Source organism: Nocardia sp. NPDC020380 (genome assembly GCF_044386975.1).
Taxonomy (GTDB): Bacteria; Actinomycetota; Actinomycetes; order Mycobacteriales; family Mycobacteriaceae; genus Nocardia.
In genome coordinates this window covers 178,569-205,085 of record NZ_JBIRVQ010000007.1, presented here as the reverse complement: position 1 = coordinate 205,085, position 26,517 = coordinate 178,569, and the positions used below count along the sequence as shown (strand labels likewise).

The following is a 26,517-nucleotide window of genomic DNA, read 5'->3' as shown; positions in this document are numbered from 1 at the left end:
GCGAGAAGCGAGGAACCTGTGCGTATTTCCCTGATCGCCGCGGCGCTGGTCGCGCTGCCGCTGCTGGCCGGCTGCGGAAGCAGCGGTGGTGACAAGCCGGCCGTCTCCCGGGCCGAGGTGTCCAAGGCCCTGCAGGACGGCGGTCTGAAGGATCAGAAGCTGGCCGACTGCGCGGCGAAGATCTATGTGGATCAGGGTATTTCGCAGGACGGGCTGCGTCTCATGATCAAGAACGACTCGAAGAGCGCGACCGCCGCCGATCCCGAATCGCTGGGCATGAGCAAGGACGACGCCGACAAGGCGCGCACCGCCACCAACAAGATCGTCACCGACTGCCTGAAGAGCGCCGCCTCCTAGGGATTTCGATCTCCCCTTGTTAACTCCCGGGCGCCGGTGTGCAATCTCCCCAGCGAAGGCCGACGGGGATCCGCCCCGGCTTCGGGAGGGAAACATGAGGAAATCCGTTGTCGTGGTGGCGCTGCTGGCATTGCCGCTGCTGAGCGCGTGCAGCAACAGTCAGCAGTCCGCCCCCGCCACCACCAGCGCGGCAGTCACCACCACGGCCGCGCCGACCACGTCGTCCGGCGCGCCGACCACCAGCCCCACCACGAGTCCGGGCGCCACCGGCGGGCCCTCGGTGTCCGATATCTCGAAGGCCCTGCAGGACAAGGGCAAGCTGAACCAGACCGACGCCGACTGCATCGCGAACATCTATGTGCAGGAAGGCCTCTCGCAGAGCGGCATCCAGAAACTCATCGACGACGCGAACACCACGCAGCCCACCCCCACCTCCACGAAGATCGACCTGACCGGCGATGACCTGCTGAAAGCGGCCAAGGCCGCCAAGCGCATCGCCACCGAGTGCACGAAGTAGCGACCGGCTCCCGGTCCACGAGGTCCGGAAACGACGAAACCCCTTGCTGAGCAAGGGGTTTCGGTGGAGCCGGTGACGGGAATCGAACCCGCAATTCGACCTTGGGAAGGTAGCGTGTTGCCACTACACCACACCGGCGTCGGTCCAACTGCAGTCGCGACTCTATCAGAAGCGGCCGCGCCGATGGCAACTCTTACCCGGTATGGCCCGGTGCGGTGTGTTGTCCGCCCGCTCAGGCCAGGGTCGCGCGGATGACCAGGGTGCTGATGGGGAGATCGAATTCGCCCTCGGCGGTCTCCGGGCGGCTGCGCAGGTAATCGGTGATGGCGGCCAGGATTCGCACGCGCTCCTCCGGCTCGACCACCAGGGTGTGGGATTGGGTGCCGATGGTCGCGGTCAGGGAGTCGACGGTGCGGCGCTGCGAGTGCGGGAAATCGGCCTGCTCGAAGGGGTGGAACAACGGGCTGGCGGGGAGCTCCGAGTTGGCGCGGCGCTGGAAGGAGACGTGGGTGCGGCCCAGCTGGTTCAGGCCGGCGACCCACTCGACGCTGTGGTCGTCCCGGTTCCAGAAGGCCGCGAGCACGCCGCCGGGCCGCAGCACGCGGGCGATCTCCGGGAAGGCGCGGTCGGTGTCGAACCAGTGGAAGGCCTGGCCGGCGACCACGACGTCGACCGAATTGTCCGGTAGTGGAATGGATTCCGCGGTGCCGCCGGCGATCGGGATGTCCGGGTGCAGTCGCGTGAACTCGGCGCGCATGTCCGCGTCGGGTTCGACGGCGTGCACCCGGGCGCCCAGTGCGAGCAGGCCGTCGGTGAGCTTCCCCGTGCCCGCGCCGAGGTCGAGTACCTCGGGGGAGTCGCCGGCCGGCCGCGCCGGTTCCAGGGCCCAGCGGATGCCCGCCTCCGGATAGTCGGGCCGGTGTTCGGCGTAGCTGGCAGCCACCGTGCCGAAGGAGCCGGCCCGGCGGGTGCGCAGTTCGGATTCGTCCACTTTCCATTCGCTTGCTTCGACCATGGATCCAGCGTAAGGAGCCGTGGTCGTGTCGCCGGGGGCTCGCCGAAGATCGTTGACCTTCTTTTGCCGAACCAGGGAGTTTCTTCCGCAATCGATCTAGACTCTCCGGCAGGGTCGAAAACCCGTCCACCACAAGAACTTTGGATGCGCTGAACATTTGCCGGCGCTGGTTCGGCGCATGCTGTTCGGCGGCCGAGGAGGACGTATGACCGCGTCGCCCGCCCGGGAAGTCCCGCAGCTGGAGCCCACGCGCCCGTTTCCGCGGCGTATGGGGCCCAAGGGTTCCTATCTGTGGAAGGCCATCACCACCACCGATCCCAAGGTGCTCGGGAACCTCTATCTGTTCACCGCCATGGCGTTCTTCCTGATCGCCGGGTTGATGGCGCTACTGATGCGCACCGAGCTGGCCCGGCCGGGCCTGCAGTTCCTCTCGCCCGAGCAGTTCAATCAGCTGTTCACCATGCACGGCACGATCATGCTGCTGTTCTATGCGACACCGATCGTCTTCGGGTTTGCCAATGCGGTGCTGCCGCTGCAGATCGGTGCACCGGATGTGGCCTTCCCGCGACTGAACGCACTGAGCTACTGGCTGTACCTGTTCGGCGCCACCATCGCCACGCTCGGATTCATCACCCCCGGCGGTGCCGCCGACTTCGGCTGGACCGCGTACACACCCCTCAGCCTGGCTGAACACTCGCCCGGCGTGGGTGCGGACATGTGGATCATGGGCGTAGCCGTCTCGGGTGTCGGTACGATTCTGGGCGCCGTCAACATGATCACCACGGTGATCTGCCTGCGCTGCCCGGGCATGACCATGTGGCGCATGCCCATCTTCACCTGGAACATCCTGGTCACGAGTGTCCTTGTGCTGATCGCCTTTCCGATCCTTACCGCGGCGCTCATGGGGTTGGAGGTGGACCGGCATCTCGGCGGGCACATCTTCGACCCGTCCAACGGCGGCGCCATTCTCTACCAGCATCTGTTCTGGTATTTCGGGCATCCGGAGGTGTATATCGTCGCGCTGCCGTTCTTCGGCATCGTGACCGAGATCTTCCCGGTGTTCAGCCGCAAACCGCTGTTCGGTTACACCACGCTGGTGTACGCGACGCTGGCCATCGGCGCGCTGTCCATCGCTGTGTGGGCGCACCACATGTACGCGACGGGATCGGTGCTGCTGCCGTTCTTCTCGTTCATGACGTTCCTGATCGCGGTGCCCACGGGGGTGAAGTTCTTCAACTGGGTGGGAACCATGTGGCGCGGCCAATTGACCTTCGAGACGCCGATGCTGTTCAGCATCGGCTTCCTGGTCACCTTCCTGTTCGGTGGCCTGTCGGGTGTCATCCTGGCGTCGCCGCCGCTGGACTTCCACGTCTCGGACACGTATTTCGTGGTGGCGCACTTCCATTACGTGCTGTTCGGCACCATCGTGTTCGCGACCTTCGCGGGCATCTACTTCTGGTTCCCGAAGATGACGGGGCGGCTGCTCGACGAGCGGCTCGGCAAACTGCACTTCTGGACCACGTTCCTCGGCTTCCACACCACGTTCCTGGTGCAGCACTGGCTGGGGAACATGGGCATGCCGCGCCGCTACGCCGACTACCTGCCGAGCGACGGATTCACCACGCTCAACACGATTTCCACCATCGGCTCGTTCATCCTCGGACTGTCGATGATCACGTTCGTGTGGAACGTCTTCAAGTCCTACCGCTACGGCGAGATCGTCACCGTCGACGACCCCTGGGGCTACGGCAATTCCCTGGAATGGGCGACCACCTGCCCGCCCCCACGCCACAACTTCTACGAACTCCCGCGCATCCGCTCGGAGCGCCCGGCCTTCGAACTCCACTACCCCCACATGGTCGAACGCATGCGCGCCGAAGCCCACGCCGGCTGGGGACTGCGCAAACCGAAACAGGTCACAGAAACGCCCGTAACGACACGCCCTGGCGCGGACTCTCCCGAGTAGAAGCCGCTCATGTTCGCGGCCCGTCTCGTTCTGGACTGAGCGGAGGGAGGGAAGAACGAGACTTAGGGGGCCGCGAACCGCCCGGAGCGAAGCGGAGGGCAAAATGACACAGTGCTGCTTTCCGATCGCGACATCCGCAAGGAGATCGCCGCTGGGCGTCTCGGGCTCGACCCGTTCGACGACAAGCTGGTGCAGCCGTCGAGCATCGATGTGCGGCTGGACAGTTTGTTCCGGGTGTTCAACAACACCCGGTACACGCATATCGATCCCGCGCAGCGGCAGGACGAGCTGACCACGCTGGTGGAACCCACCGCGGGGGAGCCGTTCGTGCTGCACCCGGGCGAATTCGTGCTGGGCTCCACGCTCGAGGTGTGCAGCCTGCCCGACGATCTGGCCGGACGGCTGGAGGGCAAGTCCAGTCTGGGGCGGCTCGGCCTGCTCACGCACTCGACCGCGGGGTTCATCGACCCCGGTTTCAACGGGCACATCACGCTGGAACTGTCGAATGTGGCGAACCTGCCGATCACCCTGTGGCCGGGCATGAAGATCGGGCAGCTGTGCCTGTTCCGGCTCACCAGTCCGGCGGAGAACCCCTACGGCAGCGCCGCGGCCGGCTCGAAGTACCAGGGCCAGCGCGGGCCGACGCCGTCGCGCGCCTACCTCAACTTCCAGTCGCAGAACTGATTCAGCAGTCCTCGAACACGGCCTTCAGATACCCGGCCGACTGGTAAAGGTACTGGTAGGCCCAGCGGAGCGGGCCGATCCGCGGGTGCGCGTCCAGCATGAGAATGTCGCCCTGCCAGCACTTTCCGAGAATGTGGCGGGCCCGGGAGATATGCGGGGTGAAGGTGACGACCAGCACCCGCCGCCAGCCCTCCTCGCGGGCGCGTTCGGCCAGGTAGCGGCCCTCGCCGCGGGTGGTGCGCGGATTCGGGTCGAAACATTCCACCTGGAAGCTGTAGCCGCCGTGGCAGATTCGGTTCACCAGTTCGCTGTGGTCGTAGGGGTTCGAGATCAGGACCCGCGGTGCGTAGCCTTCGTGCGCCAGCCGCAGCCCGAGTTCCTCCCGTCCGTCGTGCGCGCCGCCGAGCACCAGGATGGCGTCGGCGTGTTCCGGCGTGTCGACGCGCGGGCGCACATAGACCGGCCACAGTGCCGCCACGAACACGGCAATGGCCACGAGAATGGCGGTCATCCAGGCGCGACGGTGTTTTCGCACCCCATCGATGCTATGTGAGCCGCGCCCGGTGGCCCGGGAGCCGGGATTCCGCCGCCGGTGCGGTGAGGGTTTCAGAGCGAGGCCCCGGCAGGACCCGGATCGGATGCCGATGCCGGGTGTACGGATGGCTCGCCACGTCGTAAGGTGGCGGCGACAGGTACAGTGACTCCACCCCCGAGTGTGCAGTTCGTCCTTTCTGCGCTTCGGGGAGTGTGGAAACGAGATGGGCAGCAGATGAGTTCGGTACTGGGAGTTTCGCTGGGGGCGGGCGCCGTGCGCGTCGCACGCCCGCAGACCGCGAATCCCGCCGACACCCCTGCCTTCGATTCCCGTGGCGCTCATGCCTTCTCCGGCGCCCCGAATCCCTTCGGCCCCGGAAACGATTCCGGCCGTGGCCAGCGGCCTTTCGCCGGGCCGGACGCCTTCGATATCCAGGCCGTGCCGACAGGTGATCGGCGCGTGGAGGAATTGGCGGCCGACGCCATCGGCGCCCTGGTGGCCGCCGATCCGCGGATCGCCGCCACCGCCATCTCCTACCGGGACGAACAGCATGCCCGCGCGCTGCGCGCCGAACTGGCGCGCCGGCAGGTCACCAATTACGAGCTGGTGCCGGATGTGATTGCGGCGCTGGAGTTTCTCGAATACTCGGGTGACCTCGCGCAGCATCTGCCGGGGCCCGGCTTCGGCACCGTCGCGCTCTACGATCTCGGCGCGTCCGGCCTATCGGTGACGGTGCTGGACACCGCCACCCGGCAGATCTGCTTCAGCGAGCGGACCAGCGATATCAGTGGCGATTACCTGGATGCGCTGATCCGGGAACAGCAGATCGCGTCCGGGCGGATCGCTCATCCGGAGGGGCACGACGGGCTGATCGAACTGGATGCCCTGTGCCGCACCGCGAAGGAACAGCTCTCCAGCAGCAGCGCGGTCGCGCTGCCCTCGCCGGAGGGGCTGGTGCTGCTCTCGCAGGAGAACTTCGAGGCGCTGATCATGCTGGCCGTGGAGTCCTCCGCCCGCATGGCGCGCGATGTGATCCTGCGTTCCGAGCAACCCGTCCAGGCCGTCGCCGTGATCGGCGGTTGCGCTCAGATTCCGCTGGTGGCAAGGGTTTTACGGCGTTGGCTGGGCGTACCGGTGGTGGTGCCGTCCGCGCCCGAGACGGTGGCCGCCCGCGGCGCCGCACTGCTGGCCCGGCCGGTGCAGCAGCGGCCCGCCGCCGCACCCTTCCCGGCCGCGGCCGATGATCTTCAGCTACCGCCGGATCCGTCACCGTCCTGGCTGGCCGGACCCGGGGCGGTCGAGAAGTTCAGCCGCCGGCGCGAGGTCAGCATTGCCGGGGTGACGGTCGCCGCGCTGGTCGTGGTCGCGGCCATCGGCGTCACCCTGGGCTGGGGACCGCAAGTGCTGCAACATGATTCACAGAGTTCGGATGCGGCGACCACGTCTCCGTCGGCCACCAGCACGCATCCCGCCGCCACCACCACGGCGGCCGCTTCTCCCACCACCGACGTCACCAACGAGTCGCTGGCCGCGCCGCCGCCGCGCTACGACCCGACGACCACGACGACCGCGCCACCGCCGCCCGGTCCCAATACGATCACCATCATCCCGGGCCTCCCGCCCGTCGTGGTGCCGACCTTGCCGCCGCTGTTCCCGCCCGCGGCCCCGCCGGGTAACTGATTCCGGTCTGTCGGCCGAGCAGAATTCGCGCCGAATCCTTTGGGTGATTTGTCCGTTCACCCGCCGAGTCCGCCCCGTCGACTGCCAGAAAGGGGCGGACCCGGTGGGCCCGGCGCGTGCCCCGCGCCGGTGTGCGAGGACCGGCTGCGTTCAGTCCTCGCTTCCGGTTCCCACCGCCAGAGCTGTCGTAATGATGGCCGACAGGGGTGGGAGCTTCGAATCCTTGGTGGGTGGCGTCACCCAATGACATCCCTCGCGGGTCCAGCGGCCCAGCCCCGTGGGGAGCATGACGGCGCTGCCGACCGCGGGAATGCCGATATCCAGGCGGTTCAGTACCTCCATGATCTGTTCTCCGGGGCGGGAATCCGGCTCGGCGAGGAAACTCCAGCGAATCTGGCGGGCCAGCATGGGCCCCGACTGCTGCTGGTTCTGCAGTGCGGCACGGACCTTTTCGGCCCGCCGCACCGGAAGATGCACGACGCCGACGTGATTCGTGACCGGAAGCATGACGAACCCGCCACGCTCCACGACCGCGAGTCCGAATTCGTGCCGGTAGTACGCCACCCAATCCTCGACGGTTCTGAGCTTGTCCGCGTTCACAATCCCCGCCTCTCGGCCGCTGACTCCAGGGTCCCGCCGGTGAGCGTGATGTGAAAACGCCCCCACGCCCCCCTTACGCTGCCTTTCCGCTGTCTCTGCGGGCGGAGCTGTGAACAACTCCATTACCGATCCGCATTAAGGCTGGTGACAGGTAGGTTTCGGTTGTGGCCGTGGCCACTTCCCGCTCGTACCCTGGACATCGGAGTTCGTTCGGAAGGGATGACGTCGTGGTCCGGCAGTGGTCAGGCAAAGAGGCCCGGGCCCTCCGCGATGCCAAGCGGATGAGTATCCGGGAGTTCGCGGCGCATCTCGGTGTGCACGAACGCCTGGTCTCGAAATGGGAGGCCGGGGGCGCCAGGGTGCATCCCCGGCCCATCAACCAGGCCGCGCTGGATACATCCCTGGCCCGGTCCGACGATGTTGTGCGGGCACGGTTCGCGGCTTTGATCGAGCAGCCCTTGATCGACCGCCCCACCGTACCCGGTCTCGATGTGCGCCAAGGCGTTTCCGATGCGCGGCACGGTGTGTCCGATGTGTCGTACGGCGCGGCGGCGCAGGCCAGTTATTCCAGCGACGCGGAACTGCTGGCACTCGTCGACACGGGTGCAATGAGGGGCGATGCGTTAGCGGCGATTTCGGAGAGGGATCTGATCATGGCGGCTGCCCATGAAGCGAGTGAGCATGCCGGCAGGGCAGAAAGCACCAATGTGGGTGCCACCACCTTGGAACAGCTGGATGCCGATGTCACACGCATTGCGAACGATTACGTGCACGTACCGCCGGTACCGATGATGGTGGAGATGCTGCGGGTGCGCCGCCGCGTCTACCGGCTGCTCGAGGGTCACCAACGTCCGGTGGACACCTCACATCTGTATCTATTGGCCGGCACCTTGTCCGGGCTGCTCGCCAACGCCTCCAACGATCTCGGTTATTTCGACGCGGCCGGCGAACAGGCCAGGGCCTCTTGGGCTTACGCCGAACTGTGCGGGCACAACGGGTTACGGGCCTGGACCCGCGGCATGCAGGCGCTCATCGAATATCGGTCGGACCGTCCGCGGCGCGGCGTGGTCCTCGCCCAGAACGGGCATCAGTACGCGGAATCCGCGACCTCCAAGGTGCGGCTCCTCAATATCGAGGCCCGCATCTGGTCGCGGCTGGGCAGTACCCAGGACACCGAACGCTGCATCCAGGCCGCGCACGAGGCGCGCGACGGCGAGGCCAGCGATTCCCTGCACGACGAGGTCGGCGGCGTCTTCGGATTCAACGAACCCAAGAGCCACTACTACGCGGGCGCCACCTACATCCACCTCGGCCAGGCCGAACAGGCACTACAGGCGACCCGCCGCGCCATCGAGCTCTACGCCAGCGGCCCGACGGAGAAGCGCTCCTACGGCGCCGAAGCCCTCGCCCGCATCGACAGCGCCGCCGCGCACCTGATCAAAGGCAGTCTCGACGGCGCGACCGAGGCACTCGAGCCGGTGCTCGAACTGGACGAGGACAAACGCATCGCCCAGCTGGAGGAACGGCTCACCGTCCTACGCCGGCGACTGGCCAGTCCGCAGTTCCGCGACGCCCCGGAAGCGAGGGAACTGGACGAACGTATAGAGGAGTTCTGCGGATCCACCGCCGTCAAAGGCGTGATCCCGCCCGAAACCGCGCACTGAGGACACCGATACGTCGCGCTGAAAAATTCGGATTGCGGGCGAATGGCACCATTGATCGGGTGAGCGCCCCCAGTCACCCTCCGCACAGGTCCCCGCGTGTCCTGGAGCAGTCCACCAAGCTCCAGAACGTTCTCTACGAGATCCGGGGTCCGGTACACGCGCACGCGGCACGGCTGGAGTCCGAGGGGCATCGGATTCTCAAGCTGAACATCGGCAATCCGGCGCCGTTCGGGTTCGATGCGCCGAGCGTGATCATGCGCGACATGATCGCGGCGCTGCCGTACGCGCAGGGGTATTCGGAATCGAAGGGCATCCTCCCGGCACGGCGGGCCATCGTCACCCGGTACGAGCTGGTCCCCGGCTTCCCGAAGTTCGATGTGGACGACGTCTACCTGGGCAACGGCGTCTCCGAGCTGATCACCATCGTCATGCAGGCGCTGCTCGACAATGGCGACGAGGTGCTCATCCCCGCGCCGGACTATCCGCTGTGGACGGCCATGACCTCGCTCGCGGGCGGGACGCCGGTGCACTACCTATCGGACGAGTCGAACGGCTGGCAGCCGGACATCGCCGATATGGAATCCAAGATCACCGGCAAGACCAAGGCCATTGTCGTGATCAACCCCAACAACCCGACCGGCGCGGTGTACTCGGCCGAGGTGCTGCAGCAGGTGGTGGACCTGGCACGCAAGCACAATCTGCTGCTGCTGGCCGACGAGATCTACGACAAGATCCTCTACGACGACGCCAAGCACGTCTCGCTGGCGACGCTCGCACCGGATCTGCTGTGCCTCACCTTCAATGGTCTCTCCAAGGCGTACCGGGTGGCCGGATACCGGTCCGGGTGGCTGGTCATCACCGGCCCGAAGGATCACGCCGCAGGGTTCCTGGAGGGCATCGACCTGCTCGCCTCCACCCGCCTGTGCCCGAATGTGCCTGCGCAGCATGCGATTCAGGTGGCATTGGGCGGGCATCAGAGCATCGACGATCTGGTGCTGCCCGGCGGCCGGCTGCTGGAACAGCGGGATGTGGCCTGGGAGAAGCTGAATACGATTCCGGGCGTGTCCTGCGTGAAGCCGCGCGGTGCGCTGTACGCGTTCCCGCGGCTGGACCCGGAAGTGCATGCGATCCACGATGATTCGAAGCTGGTGCTGGATCTGCTGCTGCAGGAGAAGATCCTGATGGTGCAGGGCACCGGGTTCAACTGGCCGCACCATGATCACCTGCGGATCGTGACGCTGCCGTGGGCGCGGGATCTGTCGGTCGCGATCGAGCGGTTCGGCAATTTCCTGGCCTCGTACCGGCAGTAATGTCCTGTCAGCGCCAGGCGGAGTTTTCCTCCTGGCGCAGGTGTGACCTCGACCAAAACAGACCGTGAGTACGAAAAAGGTCGGTTTTTAGAGACTTAGCTAGCGCAAAGAACCGTCTTTTGTGTACAGTGGTCCTCGGCACCCAGAGTGCCCAGGCCGGACCAACTACCCCCCTGGTTCGTCCGGCCCTGTGTCAGCCGCCTACCCCCCCTGGGCCGCTGGCACCCGGGCGGCGGAGACATCCCCCTGCTCTCCGCCGCCCCCTCCCACTTTTTCTCCCATTCGGCTGCTCGCCCTCTCCGTTTCCGGACATTCGATGCGATTACCCCGAGCCGAAATGGTTGCCAAGAACCTCTCAGCATGTCAAAAACGGTTTTCCTTTAGGCTCGCCCAGTGAGCGATCACCACCACCATCACCACCACGACCATTCCGGACCCATCGCGATCGGCGCCAACGCAAAACGCGTGGTCATCGGGCTGCTCGCGGTCATCGCCGTGGTGGTGCTCGGGGGACTGATCTGGTTGTGGCCCAGCCACCAGCACATCGACATCCCGCTGCCCATGCAGAACCAGGGCGGCGGCGCCGTGCAGACCGAAGCCGGCACCGTCGTGAAACAGGACATCGGCGCCTGCGGAAGTCCTTCGCAGGGCAAGACATTCACCGATCAGCCGCTGCTGCCGCGCACCAATGGATACAACTGCCAGCGCAGCATCGTCAGCATCGAATCCGGGCCCGCGAAGGGCAGTTTCACACTGCTCGAAATCGCGCCCGGGCCAGGACAACCCGAGCTTTCCGCCGGAGATCACATTCGGCTGGTGCGGCAGAACGATCCCAGTGGGGCGCCGCTGTATTCGTTCGACGACTATTCGCGCGGGATGCCGTTGAGCATCATCGTGGGTGTCTTCGCGGTCGTGGTGATCGTGGTGGCGCGATGGCGCGGCTTGCGTGCGCTGCTCGGGCTGGTGGTCGCCTTCGGGGTGCTGGTCGGATTCCTGCTGCCCGCCATGCTGGACGGGAAACCCGCTATACCGGTGGCGCTGGTCGCGGGGGCGATCATTCTCTACGCGGTGCTGTATCTCGCGCACGGCGTCAACTTGCGCACCAGTTCAGCGCTATTGGGCACGCTCACCTCGATGATCGTGGGCGCGGCGCTGTCCTGGGTGGCCTTGAAGATGACCCATCTGACCGGGTTGTCCGAGGAACAGAACACCAATGTCGCCACCTACCTGCAGCACGTGAGCATTACCGGACTACTGCTGGCGGGCTTCATCATCGGTTCGCTCGGTGTGCTCAACGATGTCACCATCACCCAGGCCTCCGCCGCCTTCGAACTGGCCGAACTGGACAAACACGCCTCGCGCCGCAGCATTTTCGCCGCGGCCATGCGTGTGGGACGCGATCACATCGCCAGTACCGTCTACACCCTCGTGCTCGCCTACGCCGGTGGCGCACTGCCCTTGCTGCTGCTGTTCAGCGTGGCGGGACGGTCGATTCGCGATGTGCTGACCGGGGACGCGGTCGGGATCGAGATCGCGCGCTCCGCGGTCGGCGGCATCGCCCTCGCCCTCTCCGTCCCGCTCACCACGGTCATCGCAGTCCTGCTCGCCCGGCCCTTCGGCTCCGGCGGCCACGACGACCACGACCATGACGACGAATACGACGACGAAGACGAATACGACGACGAAGACGAATACGACGACGAAGAGGAACTCGCCCTCGCCGGCGGCCCGCGCCGCGGCATGGCCCGCGGGCGCGGCGGCGCCGGATACCCCCGGACCGATGCGGCGCAACAGAATCCGGGTCGCACGGGCGCCCGCCGCACCGGCGCACAACCCGCGGTCCGCGGTGGCGCACAGTCCGGGGGACTACGCGGCGACGAACGCACCGGCGGACCGCGAGACCCGCAAACCGGTGGGGCGCGGCGAGATTCGCAAACCGGGCGCAGCGGCGAACAACCGGCCGTCCCGCGCACCGGAGCCCAGCCGCGATCACAACGCCGGGACACCGGACCCGACAGCGGCGAACAACTCTCCGCGCCATGGACCGGAGCATCCGTGGTGTTGTCGCACACCGGAGAACACCCGGCCGTGCCGAATACCGGCTCACAACCCCAAGTGCCGCAGCCAGGTTCACAACCGCCAGGGACGCAACCGGGTGCGCAACAGTACGGTGCACAGCCGGGCGCGCAACCCCAGGGAGCACAGCCGTACCCGCCCAATCCAGGGGCGCAGCCGCCGCACAGCGGATCACAGCCTCGAGTGCAGCAGGCGCCATACGAGCCCGGCAGCGACGAGTACCCGCCCACCTGGACCGGCTCCCAGCCCCACAGCGGCCCGTACCCCACCGTCTCGGGTTCGGGCGAACCGCCGACCGTCCCGAGAACCAGTGTGGTGCAGCCGAACCCGCAGCGGCCGGACCCGAACAGCGCCCGCGGCTCCTGGTTCCAGGGCGATCCCTTCCCCGAACAGCACAACACCGGCTCATGGGCGCAGGACGATCAATCCTGGGCCGAAGACGACCGCGCCTGGACCGATGACGACGACTCCTGGTCCGGCCACGACCCCGCCTGGCCGGGCAACGACCCGTCCTGGCCGGAAGCCACCGGCCGGCAGGACCCGCCCTGGCCCCCCGAACCGCCCCGCGGCGGACGCCACTCCCGGCCCGAGTAGCCGGGTAAGGCTGTCCGGCAGGGAGATTCAGGCTGTGAGCGGTCTCATGCGGTGAAGTGGGCTGCCTCGCAGAGGGCGGTGACGCCGGCGGCGTCGGTTTGGAAGTGATCGAAGCCGCCGGGGACGCCGAATTCGGCGAAGGATACTTCGCTGTCGGATTGCGTCATGCCGGGTACTGGGATGCGTACGGCGGCATGGAGATCGCGTACGCCGGTCAGTTCGATTACGCGGCGCGCATTGTCGGCGCGGAGACCGCCGCAGGCCATGACATCTATGCGGCCGTCGGCGAGTGATACCAGGCGGCCGATCAGGGCGGCGCCGTCGAGTACGGAGACCTGGCGGCCCGAGGTGAGTAGCCGGGTGAAACCCAGTTCCAGGAGGCGATCGAAGCCCGCGTAGGGGTCGGTACAGACATCGAATGCCCGGTGAAAGGTGACTTCCATACCCTCGGCCGCGCCGAGTAATTCCGAGTTCGCCGCCGCGTCCACGTTCCCGGCCTCGTCCAGTACGCCGATCACCACTCCGTCGGCCCCCAGCTCGCGCGCTCGCACGACGTCGGTCTTCATCAGTTCGACCTCCTCGGCCGAATACCGGAAATCACCAGGTCGCGGCCGGATCAGCACATGGACTTCGGTATGCCCCGCCGCTCGCACCGCCGCATCGACCAGCCCGGCCCCCGGCGTCAGCCCGCCGACCGACAATCCGCTGCACAACTCCACCCGCGTGGCCCCCGCCGCATCCGCGATCCGCACCCCGCCCAGCGACTCCACCCCGATCTCCACCCGCACCGCCCGCGCATCCGTCATACCTTGCAGTATGGGCGAAACCGCCCAAGAATGTTGCCCCGCATTAGCCGATCCGCCTCCCACCTCCCGAAACCCGCCCCCGCAACCGCGAGTGGTACCTGACCGCGATACCCACTCGGCGAACGTCACGCTCAGGTGCCACTCGACCCCTTTCGCGCGTTCTGTGGGGCCGGGATGTGGCGGATGAGGAAGGGCGCGCCTACCGGTGGTAGGCGCGCCCTTCATCTCTTGTGTTCGGCTGTCAGTTCTTTCGGCCCGGGGCCTTCATACCGGACTTGAAGCCGAGGCCGCCGGGCTTGGCGGTCGGCGGGGTCGCGGCGGTGCCGTTCTCGCCATTGGCGTTGCTGCCGTTGGCTTCGGCAGCGGGTTCGGCCGGGGCCGAGTCGGCGGGAGCAGGCTCTGCCGGGGCGGCGGGCTCTGCCGGAGCGGATTCGGCCGGGGCCGCGGGAGCCTCGGTCTGCGCCGCCGGGACGGGGGCCGCTGCGCCGGGGGCCTTCGGGCCGGGGCGCTTCAGCCCGGACTTCATGGCCAGACCCTTGGGGGCGATGGACGGCTTGGCCTCGGTGGCCGCTGTCGCAGTGGATTCCGCGGTCGCGGAGGCCGCCGGGGCGGGAGCCGACTCGGCCGGGGCCGAATCCGCCGGAGCCGCGGCCGAATTGGCCGGGGCCGCCGCCGGAGCGGCCGGAGCGGCCGGAGCGGCAGTCGATTCGGCCGGGGCGGCGGGCTTGGCGCCCGGCGCCTTCGCGGCACCCTTCATCTGAAGGCCCTTGCCGCCCGGCGCCTTGAGGCCGCCCTTCATGGCCAGACCGCCCGGCTTGGCGGCTGGGGCCGCGGGGGTCTCCGCCGCGGATTCGGCCGGGGCCGAAGCGGATTCGGCGGAGGCCGAGGCTGCCGGGTCCGAGGCTGTTGCCGTGGTGTCGGAGGCAGCCTTCGCGCCGGGGGCCTTGGCTGCGCCCTTCATCTGGAGGCCCTTGCCGCCGGGGGCCTTGAGGCCGCCCTTCATGGCGAGACCCTTGGCCGGAGCCGGGGTCGCCGTCGCTTCGGCCTCTGCCTCGGCGGCAGGGGCCGCTTCGGCTGCGGCCGGAGCAGCAGCCTTGGCACCGGGGGCCTTGAGGCCGCCCTTCATAGCCAGACCCTTGCCGCCGGGAGCCTTCGCGCCACCCTTCATGCCCAGGCCACCACCGGCCGGAGCCTTCGGTGCGGCTTCCGCGGTCGCCTCGGCCACAGCCGCCTCTGCCTTGGCGGGCTCGGGTTCCGAGACCGGTTCGGGCTCTTCGACCTTGGGCTGCTGGATGACCTTGAGGTTCTCGGTCAGGACCGAGGAGTCGACGCGGTCGATGGACTGCAGCATCAGCTGGGCGACATCGACGACCTCGACGCCCTGGCCGACCTCGCCGCCGTCCTTGCGGGCGGTGACACCGTCGGTGAGCATGACGCGGCAGAACGGGCAGCCGGTCGCGATCATGGACGGCTCGTTGCCGCCCTTGAGCGTGTCCAGGGCCTCGTCGACGCGGTCGATATTGATGCGCTTGCCGAGCTGCTCTTCCATCCACATGCGCGCGCCACCGGCGCCACAGCACATGGAACGTTCACCGTGGCGCGGCATTTCGACCAGGGTCGAGCCCGAGGCCTCCATCAGCTCACGCGGCGCGTTGTAGATCTTGTTGTGCCGGCCCAGGTAGCAGGGGTCGTGGTAGGTGACGTTCTGCGCGACCGGGGACACCGGGATCAGCGACTTGGCCCGCACCAGGCGGTTCAGCAGCTGGGTGTGGTGCACGACCTCGTAATTGCCGCCCACCTGCGGGTATTCATTGTTGAGCGCGTTGAAGCAGTGCGCACAGGTGACGACGATCTTCTTCTTGGCCTGCTCGACACCGTCGAACACCGAGTTCAGCAGTTCGATGTTCTGCATGGCCAGCTGCTGGAACAGGAACTCGTTACCCGCGCGGCGCGCCGAGTCACCGGTGCAGGTCTCTTCCTGACCGAGCACCATGAACTTCACACCCGCGGTCGCGAGCAGCTCGGCGACGGCCTTGGTGGTCTTCTTGGCGCGGTCTTCATACGCGCCTGCGCAGCCGACCCAGAACAGGTATTCGTACCCGTCGAAGCTGTCGGCGTCCTTGCCGAACACCGGAATCTCGAAGTCCACCTCGGAGATCCAGTTCAGGCGGTCCTTGGCGTTCTGACCCCAGGGATTGCCCTTGTTCTCCAGGTTCTTGAACAGACCCGCCAGCTCGGAGGGGAACTCCGACTCGATCAGCACCTGGTAGCGGCGCATATCGATGATGTGGTCGACATGCTCGATATCCACCGGGCACTGCTCCACACACGCGCCACACGTGGTGCACGACCACAGCACCTCGGGATCGATGATGCCGTGCACATCCTCGCCACCGACCAGCGGCCGCTCGGCCTCCGCGCGCGCGGCCTCCGAAATCTGGTTCAGCGCACGCTCGTTCGGCTTGCCGTCCTTGTCGACCAGACCGATCTCGTCCCCGCCCATATCCTTCCGGCCGCCGGCCAGCAGGTAGGGAGCCTTCGCGTACCCGTGGTCACGCAGCGACATGATCAACAGCTTGGGCGACAACGGCTTACCGGTGTTCCACGCCGGGCACTGCGACTGGCAGCGGCCACACTCGGTACAGGTGGTGAAGTCGAGAATGCCCTTCCACGCGAAGTCCTCGAACTTGCCGACACCGAAGGTGTCGTTGTCCGGGTCCGCGGTCTCCATCTCGATCGGCTTGCCGCCCGACATCATCGGCTTGGCAGCACCCAGGGCGACGCTGCCGTCGTCCTCACGCTTGAAGTAGATGTTGAAGAAGGCCGACAGTCGGTGCCACGCAACGCCCCACGTCATATTGCGGCCGACGAAGAAGAGGAACGCCATACCGGAGACGAGCTTGATGAACGCGAAGATCGACACCATGGTCACGTTCGCGGGCAGCAGTTCGGAGATCGGGCCGGTGAGGAAGTCGGTCCAGTGGTATTCGCCTTCGAGGGCCAGCACGCCGGCCTTCACGAAGATCATGCCGATGCCTTCCATCAGCACGATGGCTTCGATGGTGTAGGCGGCGGAGAACTTGGAACCGCTGAATCGGGACAGCCGCTCCGGCACGCGCGGGTGGTTGAGCTGGCGGATCACGATCAGGACCAGCGCGCCGACAACGGTTGCAATGCCCAGGATCTCGTCACCCAGGTGGAACCACCAGGTATTTCCGATGAATGGCCACGCAAAGGTGGGCTTGAAGGTCTGACCGTAGGCCTCGAACCAGAACTGCATACCGGCAAGGAAGCCGATCATGACCAGCCAGTGGGCCCAGCCGACAGTGCGGAATTTGTTCATACGCGTATGCGCGATGAATTCGATCAGCATCTGCTTGAAGCGGGGGAAGAACGGCCGCCACCGATCGGGTGCGGACTGACCGACCATGATGGTGCGCACGATGTTCGACGCGCCACCGATGAACGATGCCCAAGCCACAAGGCTGAGCACCGCCCCAATCGTGCCCAGCGTCACTGTCAGGGCATTCATGTCGCGACCTCTCTTACGGTTCTACGAGCTCCGGTGCGGGCAGCCTGGTCCTGCCCGGGTTGGCTCGTATCCTAATGGACAGTAAGTTACCCGCCGGTAACTTACCTGTCCAGGGTGTTCCCACACCGTAAATCCCGGCAAATCACGCCCATAACAAAGGGCAGGCTTACTTCGAAACCCGTTGTCCTGCGGAAAGAAAGGAATCTCGCAAATCGTAATGTGATCGACTAGGCTCACGCTGTCCGACAGCTGTGCGCGTCTTCACATGCTCGGGGAGGACTCGTCCTAGCGCGTGGGCTGGCCCGAGGGAAGCCGGGCCTCGCGTGGCGAAGAAGCGCACAGCGGATTACCTGATGACGGATTGGAAAACAACCGAATGAAGCTTCGCAGCACCACTGCGGCGGCTGCCCTGGTCATAGGCGCAATGACCGTTGGGATGTCTACTGCCCACGCCGATGATCCCGCCAAGCCTGCGGACATCGCTTACTCGACCAAGATGGTCGACGCCAAGGACGCGAACGGACAGGACACCAAGACTGTCGTGTCCACGCTGAAGAACGGCACGTTCGAACTCGCGCAGCAGGATGGCGCAACGCCCGACGACCCCAAGCAGACGGTGGTCAATGTCAAGGACACCTCGGGCGCGACGGTCATGTCCTTCCCCTTGGACTTCAAGATGGCGGGCACCGATATCCCGGTGAAGTCGGATCTCAAGAGCGACAACACCGTTCTCGAGGTGACCCCGGACAAGCCCGCGGCGGCTCCCGTTGCCCAGCCCATGCAGGTCGCACCGGTTCCCGTGCTGAAGGACATCGCTTCCCCGCTCGAGAACCAGCGCGCGATGAACGACTTCTCGACCAAGTTCGGTCTGGCCGTCGGCATCGGTAGTTTCGTCGGCACGGCGGTCGGCGCGATCATCGGCTGCATCGTGACCATCCCGGCCGGCTGCATCCCAGGCCTGGTCGCCGGCGCTGGCATCGGCGGCATCCTCGGCACCATCGGTGCGGGTGGCCCGACCCTTGTCGCAGCGGGCATCGACCTGCTGCAGACCATGCAGGCACCCGACGGCACCACCAAGTGGGCCGACGCCAATATGAACTGATCATTGCGATCAGTCGGCCGTGCCCGAAAGGGCTGACCGGAGACTATTTCTAACGACAACTCGAATTCTGGAGAATTTCATGACCGGCATACAGTCGATGCTCTTTGCCCTGTTGCGGACCCTGTGTACGCTCTCGAGCGGTCCGGCCGCCAGCTGTGCGACCTGGGGCGGCGCGTAACCGTCGGACTCCCAATGGCCCGCCCGTACACCGGGTGGGCCATTGTTCTCTAGGCCGGAAGTTCGATGCGGCCGTGGTAGGACACGGTGCCGAGCCGCCGCCCGAAACGGGCGAAGGTGCGCTCGGTCATCTCGAACGTCCCGTCCTCGCGCACGAGTAGTACGGTGCTGCACCGGGTTCCGTGCAGCGGGTGGGTGACGAAGCGGGACGAGGCCGCGCGCTCGCTCATGCGGCTCAGGCCGGTGTCGGGTAGTTCCGCGTCCGTGGCGCGTACCCGGCTCGCCAGGACGGCGAGGTAGGCCTCGGTGTCGCGGGGATCGGATTCGACGACCGCGTGCAGCGCTCGCACCCCGTCGCGGACCTTCGGCCAGGCCGCGTCCGCGGTGCCGGTGGTGACCTCACCGTCGGCTTGCAGTGTGCCGGCGACGGCGCTGTTGGACAGGCCGTGAAAGCCCGGCGGGAGTTCCCGGGGCGTCCGCTCGCTCTGATTGCTGTGCCACCACAGCGTTTCCAGATCCGAGATCACCAGGTTGTACCCGTTGTAGTCGTCGGGTGCGGCGGCGACGCCGCGCGCGAACTTCTCCGGGCCGCTGTCGCCGCGCAGGAAATCCATGAGCAGCGCCCCGCGTGAGCGCGCATCGGCGCGCACGGGCCCGCGCACATTGGTGACGGTGGCGAACCGGTGCGAATTCTGGGCGACACCCAGCCAGGTGCCCGGCATCGGCCCCGCCGCGCCTCGATCCCGCCCGGCCAGCAATCCCGGCACCTCATCCCACCAGCGCAGCGATTCCGTTGGGCGGGTGAAGAACTCATCCCGGTTGGCGGCGACGATCAACCGATATTCCGGATGCGCCCGCCACCCGAGCAGCACCAAACACATACCTACAGCATGCCGCACCCGGCCCGGCGCGACCCATGCCCGACAGACGGCTCTACACCGCCCGAATACTGCCAGCGAACCCCGAACCCCGGACGTAAACGAAAAGGCCGGCAGCGCAATGGCTACCGGCCTTTACCGTGATTCGGGGATTACGCGCCGTTGACGCGGAGGCCCGGGTTGTCGGAGAGCACCGTGGTCACCGGCTGGGCGAACAGCTGCGGCGGGTTGCCGGTCAGCAGGCCGAGGATGTTGGGGATCTCGCAGATCGGGTAGTCGGCGACCGTGGAGGCGCTGGAGATGCCCAGGGCCTGGGTGCCGGTCACGATCGGGCCGCCCGAGTCGCCGGGCAGGGCGCAGATGTTCATGGAGAAGGACTGCGCCAGCAGGCGGTCACCGACCTGGACAGTCTGGTCGGTGGCGTTCACCACGCCGCAGCTGAACCCGGTGCGCCAGCCCGACTTGCAGACCGGAGCGCCGACCACGGGGACGGCCACGCCGGTGATGGCGACCGGCGCCGCGCCCGGAACGCGCACCAGGTTGTTGTTGAAGGCGCCCTGCGCGCTGTCGTTGATCGAGACGATCGAGTAGTCCTCGTTACCGAGCACCGACTTCTGGAAGGTGCCCACCTGGGCGCCCAGGGTGTCCTGGTTGACCATGGTGAACACGCCCGGCGAGTTGGCGCCCGGGGTGGCGGCGATGTTCGGGTTGCAGTGTCCCGCAGTGATGTTCACGGTCGCGCCGGAGGCGTCGGTGCCGTTGAAGCCGAGCGAGCAGCGCAGCTGCATGCGGCCGGCCACCGAGGCGTAGGCGTCACCGGCGGCCAGCGGGCCGGGGCCCTGCTGCGCGATCGGGGTGGCCTGCTTGATGTCCGAGTCGTCGCCGGCGGCGGGGACCGACATGGTCACCACGTGCGCGGGGTCGATGAAGCCGGGCAGCTGGATGCCGGTGTGGTCCACGCGGACCGCGACGCTGTTGTTGACGGTGTCGATGGCCACGCCCCGGACGGCCTGCGCCACATCGGACGGCTGGCCCTGCAGCCAGGTCTGGAAGGCGTTCTTCTCACTGCGCAGGGTGGTTTCGCTCTTGGCGACGTCCTTGACGGTGAAGCCGGCGTCCTGCACGGCCTTACGGGCCGCGTCGGCGTCCTGTCCGCCCGCGACGGCGACGATGGCCTTACCGGCTTCGTCGAGCCAGGCGCCACCGAAGGCGTCCGGGAACTGGCGCTGGGCGGTGGTGGCGAAGGCGGCGACCTGCTGGGCGCGGTTCGCGCGGGCGAGGTAGTCGTCGGGGGAGATCTTGAGATCGCGCTGGATGGCCTGGATCAATTCGGCCGGCAGATTGGGGGCGGCCGGGGCCGCGGGCTCCGCGTGCGCACTCGCCGCCAGGGGTCCGGTCACGAGCAGCGCGGTGGCTGCGATCGCGGCTGTGCGGACTAGGGACCGTGAGGGACGGCTCACGGCAGGCGAGTATTTGCGCATACGTGGCAGGAGCATGAGGCGACTATATGGTGTCGGGCCCGTTATGCCTACTTATTGTGAGGTGACTTTTCGGTATTCACAGGGCAAACAGCCAGGATGTCCGAAACCGGCTGGAAGTCCGTGTCGTCCGGTTGGCCTGTTCAGGCGTCGCGAGATTCCGGAACCGCGATGCCTGAACAGGGAAATCAGGCGTTCGCGCGGGTCCGGACCTGAATTCCACTGCCGAGTCCGCCGCCGGAATTGGCGTCGATATCGGAGAGGATGTCGCGGATCGGAATACCCAGCGAAGCGGTACCACCGTACTGCGCCAGTGCGGTATTGGCTTCGTTGCAGTTCGGCGCGTCGGCCGCATTCGAACCACTGGTGATGCCGAGCGCCAGCGTGCCCGACACGATCGCGCCGCCACTGTCACCACCCAGGGTGCACGCGCTGGACGCGAAACCGCGGACCGTCTTCGACTGGCCCTCGCTCGTGTACAGCTGCGTCTCCACCCGGTCCGCCACCACGAAACCGCAAGTGAACGTGGAGGACTGGCCCGATTTGCAGATCGGCGCGCCGGTGATCGGATCGGCCACACCGGTGACGGTGAGCGTGGTGCCGTTGGCGCCGCGCACCGACGGCTGATCCATGCCGGCCTTCACCGCGTCGTCGTTCAGCTTGATCACCGAGTAATCCAGCGCGCTGCGGCCACCGAGCGTGGAACTCACGAAGGTGCCCAGCTGCGGGCTCGACATCAGGTTGTGCACATTCGGCAGATAGACGTTGGCGCTGTCGTCGCTCTTGCCGATATTCGGATTGCAGTGACCGGCACTGATGTTCAGCGCATTACCGGCCGAGTCCACACTGTTGAATCCGAACGAGCACACATCCACGCTCTGCAACTGATCGTTGAGCGGGGTCGGCGCGCTGATGTAGGTGTCACCGCCCATGGGGCGATGTTCGACCGGGCCACCGGCGTCCGGGGACAGCACCACCTTGATGTTCGCGATCAGCGTGGGCAGGTTCAGCAGATGGCCCGCCGGGGTGTTGGCGACGCTGAGCACCAGCTGACTGTTGAGGAAGTCGATGGCGACATTGTTGATGGCGCTGGAGATTTCTCGCGGCAGTCCGGCGATCCACTTGTTCAGCTGATCCATCGAGCCTTCGAGATTGTCGGCGCTGATGGGTGCGAGGCGGGTCTGATAGCCGTCGGCGGCGACGATCTTCGCCGCATCCACCGAGGTGACCGCCATGACGGGTTTGCCGTCCTGGCCGAGCCAGGCGCCGGCGAACTCGTCGGGCCGCTGCGAGCGGAATTCCGTTGCGTAGCCGCGCAATTGCTGGGCCCGCGCGGCCCGGTCCAGATATTCGGCGGGGGACATCTTCAGATCGCGCTGGATGGCCGTCACGAGTTCGGGCGGAAGATTCTCCGCGGCAAGCTGATCGGGGGTCGCCGGTTCCGCCATGGCGGGCGCAGCTAGCAGGGGGCCGGCGAGAACGGTCGAAGCGAAAGCGACGGTGGCTGCCCGGACCGCGGCACGCGGTGCTCTGCGAGTCTCGCCGCACTGTGCATTTCGAGTCGCGCCGCGCCGTGCCATGAACTTGCGCATGGAGTCCCTTCGTAGTGCGCCCAGCAGACCGACGAGCCGGTTACTTTGCGGAACACCGGTCAGCGCATCACTTTAGGGCACAAACCTCCGAAGGTCCCTACGAAATCACTGAGGAGTCATTCCCCACGGGTCTTGCAGCACGGGTGGCACGGGGTAATCGAAGTTGGGCACCGGCGGATACCGGTAGATCGGCGGCAGCGGGACCGTCGTGGTGGGCGGCGTGGTGCGCGTCGGCGGCGGGGTGGTCGCCGGCGGCGGCGTGATCGTGGTCGGCGGGGGAGGGGGCGGCGGCGTGGTGGTGACCGGCGGCGGATCGCTGCTCGTCTCCGGTGCGGGCGATTCGGCCACGGGCGCGGGCGGGGTCGTCGAATCCGAGCCAGAACCCTGCGGTTGCAGGGGCGGCAGCACCCCGGCGTTCGCATCAGGTTCCGGGCGGACCTCACCGCGCGGCGGGCCTGGAGTGTCCTCGTGCTGGCGCAACACGGCGGCCACCCCCAAGCCACCCAGCAGCAAACCGAGCACGGCTGCGGTGGCGGCGATCAAGTACGGGCCGCGCGCGGACTTGGCCGGGGCCGACGCGGCGGGGTCGGCCGCGCCGTCTACCTCCGGTTCGGAGGTGGTGACCGCCGGGACGGCCGCCGAATACGCCTGCGCGGCCACCATCGACGCCGGGACCGCGGGCAGCACATCGGTGACGTCGGCGGCGTTCACGGTCGAGGCCGTGGCATCGGGCGGGGTGAGGCCGGCCGGTGTGGACAGCACCGCGGCCAGGGCCGCGCGGGCCGCGTTGTAGGCGAGCGACTTGCCCGCCTCCTCGTCCGGCTGGGGTAGGTCGCGTTCGCTGACCAGGACCAGGGACTTGAGGCCCAGGTAGTCCAGGGCCTCGCGCAGGGAACGGGCCTGGGCCTCGGACCAGCCGGTCGGATGGGTGGCGTAGAACTCCGCCGGGCCGTTCAGGTGATCGGCCGCCAGATTGATCAGGCAGAAGGCGGCCGTCGCCATCAGATCCTCGGCCCGGTAGGCCTCGCCGTCGTCCACCGGCAGGCCCGCCGGATCGCCGACCGCGCCCACGAAACCGGTGATGGAATGCGTGTATCCGTCCGGCTGCGGGCCGCCGAGCACGGCATCCCCGTCGTCGGACATGTGCAGGACCGACTCGCGCACGATGTAGTGCACCGGGAGTGTGGCGTCGTCGCCGGTGACCACAGCGACGACGGACTCGTCGTCTGCGATCCGCAGGCCCACCCCAGTGGCCATCCTGGTTACCTCACTCGGTGCGTCCGGGTTCTCACCGCGCGGTCACACGAGCAGTGAACCGTGTCCCATGGCGCGGAGCATTGACAATAACTCCGAACGCGACCCGGCACCGATCCGGCGTCTTATCCGCGCCACGTGGTGCTCGACGGTCTTGGCAGATATATACAGTCGCGCGCCTATTTCACGGTAGGTCAAACCCAGCAGGACCAGCTCCGCGACCTCGCGTTCCCGCTCGCTCAGCACCGTTTCCGGGAGCGGTTCCGGGCGGGGCTGCTGCGCAGGCGCGGGAGCAGGCGGGCGCACGGGCGGTTCCGGCGGGCGGGATCGGGCGCGGACGGTGCGGGCCAGTTTGAGCAGTGCGGTCGCGGTCGCCGAATCGCCGGCGGCGAGAGCGGCCTCGCTGGCGAGCCGGGCGGCATCCCAGCTGAGGCCGAGACCGGCCAGCCGGGCGACGGCCGCCTCCACCTGCTCGCGGTCCACCTGGCCGCGCAGCACCAGCACCCAGGTGCGGCCCGCGTCGGCCAGCGCGGCCGCCTGCGGATCGCCGGCCGCAGCGGCGGCCTTCAGCCGATGTGCGTGCGGCAGTAGCTCGTTCGGGCTCTCGTGGGCGATGGCGGCCTGAATCGCGTACCAGTGGAACGCATTCGACCAGGCGGGCGGATCGCCGAGCCGCCGCAGCAGCTCGCCGGCGGCGTCGACCAGCGCGGTCATCCGGCCCTCGTCGCGCAACCGGATGCCCGCCAGCCAGAGTTCACCGATGGGCAGCAGGGCGAGCAGATCCGCGCCCACCTCGTCGAACAGCGGATAGGCGGCCTGCCAGGCCAGTGTCAGTGTCGTGTGATCGCCGCCGCGCCGCGCCAATCCCACGATCACCCCGTGCGCGAGCAGCCGATCCCGCGGATCCAGCACGCCCACATCCAATTTCGACATGATCGCCTGCGCCGACTGCTCATCCCCGCCCAACATGGCGACCCACGCCGTCAGCACCGCCGACTGCGGATCCACCGCCACATTCCGCAGCGCATCCGCCGCCCGCCGCGGTTCCCCCATGCTCAGGCACAACAACACGGCCATCGACACCGCCGAACACGGCAGCACCCGATCCCCGCCGTCCTCCCCGGGCGCCACCCCGGCATGCGTCGCATGAATCAGATGCGAAGCCGCCGCCAGCGCCGCACTCCGCCGCGCGTCCGTCCCCCACACCGAAACCATCCGCTGCGCTGTCGCGGCCCCTGCCGCCGCAGCGAAAGCCCTGGTAGCCGTGTCACTCTCGTCGGTCGAGGAGTCGACAACGGGCGCACCATCAGGGGTGATCGAATCGGCTAGGGCGTGGGCGATCTGGCCGGCGCGGGCGGTGGCTTCCGTTGTGGGCCATTGGGTTGCGCCGACGGAGAAGGCGGTGGCGGGGTCGGCGTCGCCCGCGAGGTAGAGGGCGGTGGTGGCTACTGCCCAGTCGGGGCCTACGCGGTCGGGGCCGAGCCAGGTGTAGAGCTGTGCGGCGCGGGTGGTGAGGCCGCGGCGGGTCCAGACGCCGGCGCAGATGCGGACGGCGGCGGCCAATTCGGCCGGGGGGACGCCGGGGCGGGCCAGGGCGGGTTCGGCGAGGCGCAGGGCCGCGTCGAAATCGCCGGAGCGGGCGGCGGCGTCGGCCCAGCGGACCGCGATCGTGTTGCGGTCGGCGCCGGCTGACGCGGCGGCCGCGTAGTGGCGGATGGCTTCCTCGCCTGCCTTCTCTGCTGTGGCGCAGAGGAATTCGGCCAGGCGCGGGTCGCGGACACCGGATTCGGCGAGGAGCAGGGCGGTGTGGTCACGGAGCAGACCGGCGTCGAGGCGGGCCTGCAGGAGGCGGCGTTGCACCCTCAGATAGCGGCGGTCACCCACCAGGGTGCGCAGGGGCGCGACGGCGGGTGCCAGCAGGAGGTCGGCGTCGGTGACCAGGGCGCTGCCGCGGGCGCGGTCCACCAGATCCTGTGCGGCCGTGGGGGTGAGGTCCAGGACTTCGGTGAGTTCGCCGGTGTCCAGGCCCGCGCCGATCGCGGCCACCACGAAGGTGTCCAGCAGGTCCGGGTCGGCGTCGTCGAGGCGGGCGCGCGCCCAGGCCGCCACCGCGTCGTCCACGGCGCTCACACCGGCTTCCAGGCGGGTCGCGCAGGCCGCGGTGAGCGCGGCCACCACACCGCCGTGGATACCGGCCGTCTGGCGGTGAATGTGCTGCGCCAGGCCGCGCGGCACCATCATGCCCAATTCGCGTGCGAACGGGGCGATTTCGGCGACGCCCAGCGCACGCAGGTCGATCACGCGGCCGCGCCGCGCCACCAGATCGGTGAGCCTGCGCAGTCGAGGGTCGTGCGGCTGGGGACGGGTGGCGAGCACCACCGTACAGGCGCCGGATTCGATGGCCACGCACAGCATTTCGAAGGCGTCCGCGCTCAGGGCGTGCGCATCGTCGATGACCAGCGCCATCCGGGCGGTCCCGGCCCCTTGCAGGTGCCGGGGATTGTCGGTCGAGGCGATGCCGCGGGCACGCAGGCGGGAGCGGAGCGCGGACAGCAGCGTGGATTTGCCGGTGCCGGAACGGCCCCGGACGAGATGGAGCGAGGGAGCGGAATCTTCGGAGTCGAGCTCACGGAAGATCTCTCGTGCGCACGGGAGCGAGTCCAGCGCGACCGGGGTATTGCCTATCACGAAGAACTCGAC

At 67.6% G+C, this 26,517-nt stretch carries 18 protein-coding genes, 1 tRNA gene and 1 pseudogene; 9 read left to right on the top strand and 11 right to left on the bottom strand.

The features are described 5' to 3' along the window. Window positions 1-18: 18 nt before the first annotated feature. A complete protein-coding gene (locus tag ACH438_RS20590) occupies window positions 19-357 on the top strand; it encodes a hypothetical protein (protein WP_397007476.1) in 339 nt (112 codons plus the stop codon). A gap of 94 nt (window positions 358-451) precedes the next feature. Then, entirely contained in the window at window positions 452-874 is a 423-nt protein-coding gene (locus ACH438_RS20585; RefSeq protein ID WP_397007474.1) for a hypothetical protein, read from the top strand. Window positions 875-938: 64 nt separating this feature from the next. On the opposite strand, the gene ACH438_RS20580 is transcribed toward ACH438_RS20585, so the two are convergent. After that, window positions 939-1,012: transfer RNA gene (locus ACH438_RS20580), tRNA-Gly, on the bottom strand. A gap of 94 nt (window positions 1,013-1,106) precedes the next feature. Beyond that, complete coding sequence (locus ACH438_RS20575) at window positions 1,107-1,889, bottom strand: class I SAM-dependent methyltransferase (protein WP_397007472.1); 783 nt, start codon at window positions 1,887-1,889, stop codon at window positions 1,107-1,109. 205 nt (window positions 1,890-2,094) lie between these two features. Between ACH438_RS20575 and ctaD the strand changes: the two genes are divergently transcribed. Together ctaD and dcd are read left to right on the top strand one after the other, a co-directional pair. Next, the gene (gene ctaD / locus ACH438_RS20570) at window positions 2,095-3,855 is read left to right on the top strand and encodes a cytochrome c oxidase subunit I (protein WP_397007470.1); all 1,761 of its coding nucleotides are present in this window, start codon (window positions 2,095-2,097) and stop codon (window positions 3,853-3,855) included. Window positions 3,856-3,966: 111 nt separating this feature from the next. Then, the gene (dcd, locus tag ACH438_RS20565) at window positions 3,967-4,539 is read left to right on the top strand and encodes a dCTP deaminase (RefSeq protein WP_397007468.1); all 573 of its coding nucleotides are present in this window, start codon (window positions 3,967-3,969) and stop codon (window positions 4,537-4,539) included. A 1-nt stretch (window position 4,540) separates the two neighbouring features. Here the strand turns inward: dcd and ACH438_RS20560 are convergent, their stop codons facing one another. Next, window positions 4,541-5,074, bottom strand: a complete 534-nt coding sequence (locus ACH438_RS20560; protein ID WP_397007466.1) for a YdcF family protein — start codon at window positions 5,072-5,074, stop codon at window positions 4,541-4,543. 234 nt (window positions 5,075-5,308) lie between these two features. Here ACH438_RS20560 and ACH438_RS20555 point away from each other — a divergent pair, with 234 nt between their 5' ends. Further along, window positions 5,309-6,754 carry a molecular chaperone gene (locus ACH438_RS20555; protein WP_397007464.1) on the top strand — a complete coding sequence of 482 codons (1,446 nt, stop codon included), beginning with the start codon at window positions 5,309-5,311 and terminating at the stop codon, window positions 6,752-6,754. A 150-nt stretch (window positions 6,755-6,904) separates the two neighbouring features. Here ACH438_RS20555 and ACH438_RS20550 read toward each other — a convergent pair whose 3' ends face one another. Next, a complete protein-coding gene (locus tag ACH438_RS20550) occupies window positions 6,905-7,354 on the bottom strand; it encodes a hypothetical protein (protein WP_397007462.1) in 450 nt (149 codons plus the stop codon). A 281-nt stretch (window positions 7,355-7,635) separates the two neighbouring features. On the opposite strand from ACH438_RS20550, the gene ACH438_RS20545 reads away from it, so the two are divergent. The 3 genes and pseudogenes from ACH438_RS20545 to ACH438_RS20535 form a co-directional block, all read left to right on the top strand. Then, window positions 7,636-9,018, top strand: coding sequence for an XRE family transcriptional regulator (locus ACH438_RS20545; protein WP_397007460.1), 1,383 nt, complete (start codon window positions 7,636-7,638; stop codon window positions 9,016-9,018). 50 nt (window positions 9,019-9,068) lie between these two features. Further along, on the top strand, window positions 9,069-10,328 hold the full coding sequence (locus tag ACH438_RS20540; RefSeq protein ID WP_397008196.1) for a pyridoxal phosphate-dependent aminotransferase: 1,260 nt from the start codon (window positions 9,069-9,071) through the stop codon (window positions 10,326-10,328). A 393-nt stretch (window positions 10,329-10,721) separates the two neighbouring features. Then, a pseudogene (locus ACH438_RS20535) lies at window positions 10,722-11,951 on the top strand (YibE/F family protein); the annotation flags it as partial. Window positions 11,952-13,042: 1,091 nt separating this feature from the next. On the opposite strand, the gene ACH438_RS20530 reads toward ACH438_RS20535, so the two are convergent. Both ACH438_RS20530 and ACH438_RS20525 read right to left on the bottom strand, forming a co-directional pair. After that, window positions 13,043-13,804 carry a copper homeostasis protein CutC gene (locus tag ACH438_RS20530; RefSeq protein ID WP_397007458.1) on the bottom strand — a complete coding sequence of 254 codons (762 nt, stop codon included), beginning with the start codon at window positions 13,802-13,804 and terminating at the stop codon, window positions 13,043-13,045. Window positions 13,805-14,045: 241 nt separating this feature from the next. Then, entirely contained in the window at window positions 14,046-17,336 is a 3,291-nt protein-coding gene (locus tag ACH438_RS20525; RefSeq protein ID WP_397007456.1) for a (Fe-S)-binding protein, read from the bottom strand. Window positions 17,337-17,772: 436 nt separating this feature from the next. On the opposite strand from ACH438_RS20525, the gene ACH438_RS20520 reads away from it, so the two are divergent. Continuing rightward, window positions 17,773-18,438, top strand: coding sequence for a hypothetical protein (locus tag ACH438_RS20520; protein WP_397007454.1), 666 nt, complete (start codon window positions 17,773-17,775; stop codon window positions 18,436-18,438). Between the two features lie 227 nt (window positions 18,439-18,665). Here ACH438_RS20520 and ACH438_RS20515 read toward each other — a convergent pair whose 3' ends face one another. The 5 genes from ACH438_RS20515 to ACH438_RS20495 form a co-directional block, all read right to left on the bottom strand. Further along, on the bottom strand, window positions 18,666-19,496 hold the full coding sequence (locus ACH438_RS20515; protein ID WP_397007452.1) for an NRDE family protein: 831 nt from the start codon (window positions 19,494-19,496) through the stop codon (window positions 18,666-18,668). 149 nt (window positions 19,497-19,645) lie between these two features. Beyond that, window positions 19,646-20,974 carry a S1 family peptidase gene (locus ACH438_RS20510; RefSeq protein WP_397008194.1) on the bottom strand — a complete coding sequence of 443 codons (1,329 nt, stop codon included), beginning with the start codon at window positions 20,972-20,974 and terminating at the stop codon, window positions 19,646-19,648. Window positions 20,975-21,159: 185 nt separating this feature from the next. Then, window positions 21,160-22,551 carry a S1 family peptidase gene (locus ACH438_RS20505; protein WP_397008192.1) on the bottom strand — a complete coding sequence of 464 codons (1,392 nt, stop codon included), beginning with the start codon at window positions 22,549-22,551 and terminating at the stop codon, window positions 21,160-21,162. 117 nt (window positions 22,552-22,668) lie between these two features. After that, the gene (locus tag ACH438_RS20500; RefSeq protein WP_397007450.1) at window positions 22,669-23,820 is read right to left on the bottom strand and encodes a hypothetical protein; all 1,152 of its coding nucleotides are present in this window, start codon (window positions 23,818-23,820) and stop codon (window positions 22,669-22,671) included. Window positions 23,821-23,862: 42 nt separating this feature from the next. Continuing rightward, window positions 23,863-26,505, bottom strand: coding sequence for a LuxR C-terminal-related transcriptional regulator (locus ACH438_RS20495; protein WP_397007448.1), 2,643 nt, complete (start codon window positions 26,503-26,505; stop codon window positions 23,863-23,865). Window positions 26,506-26,517 lie beyond the last annotated feature (12 nt).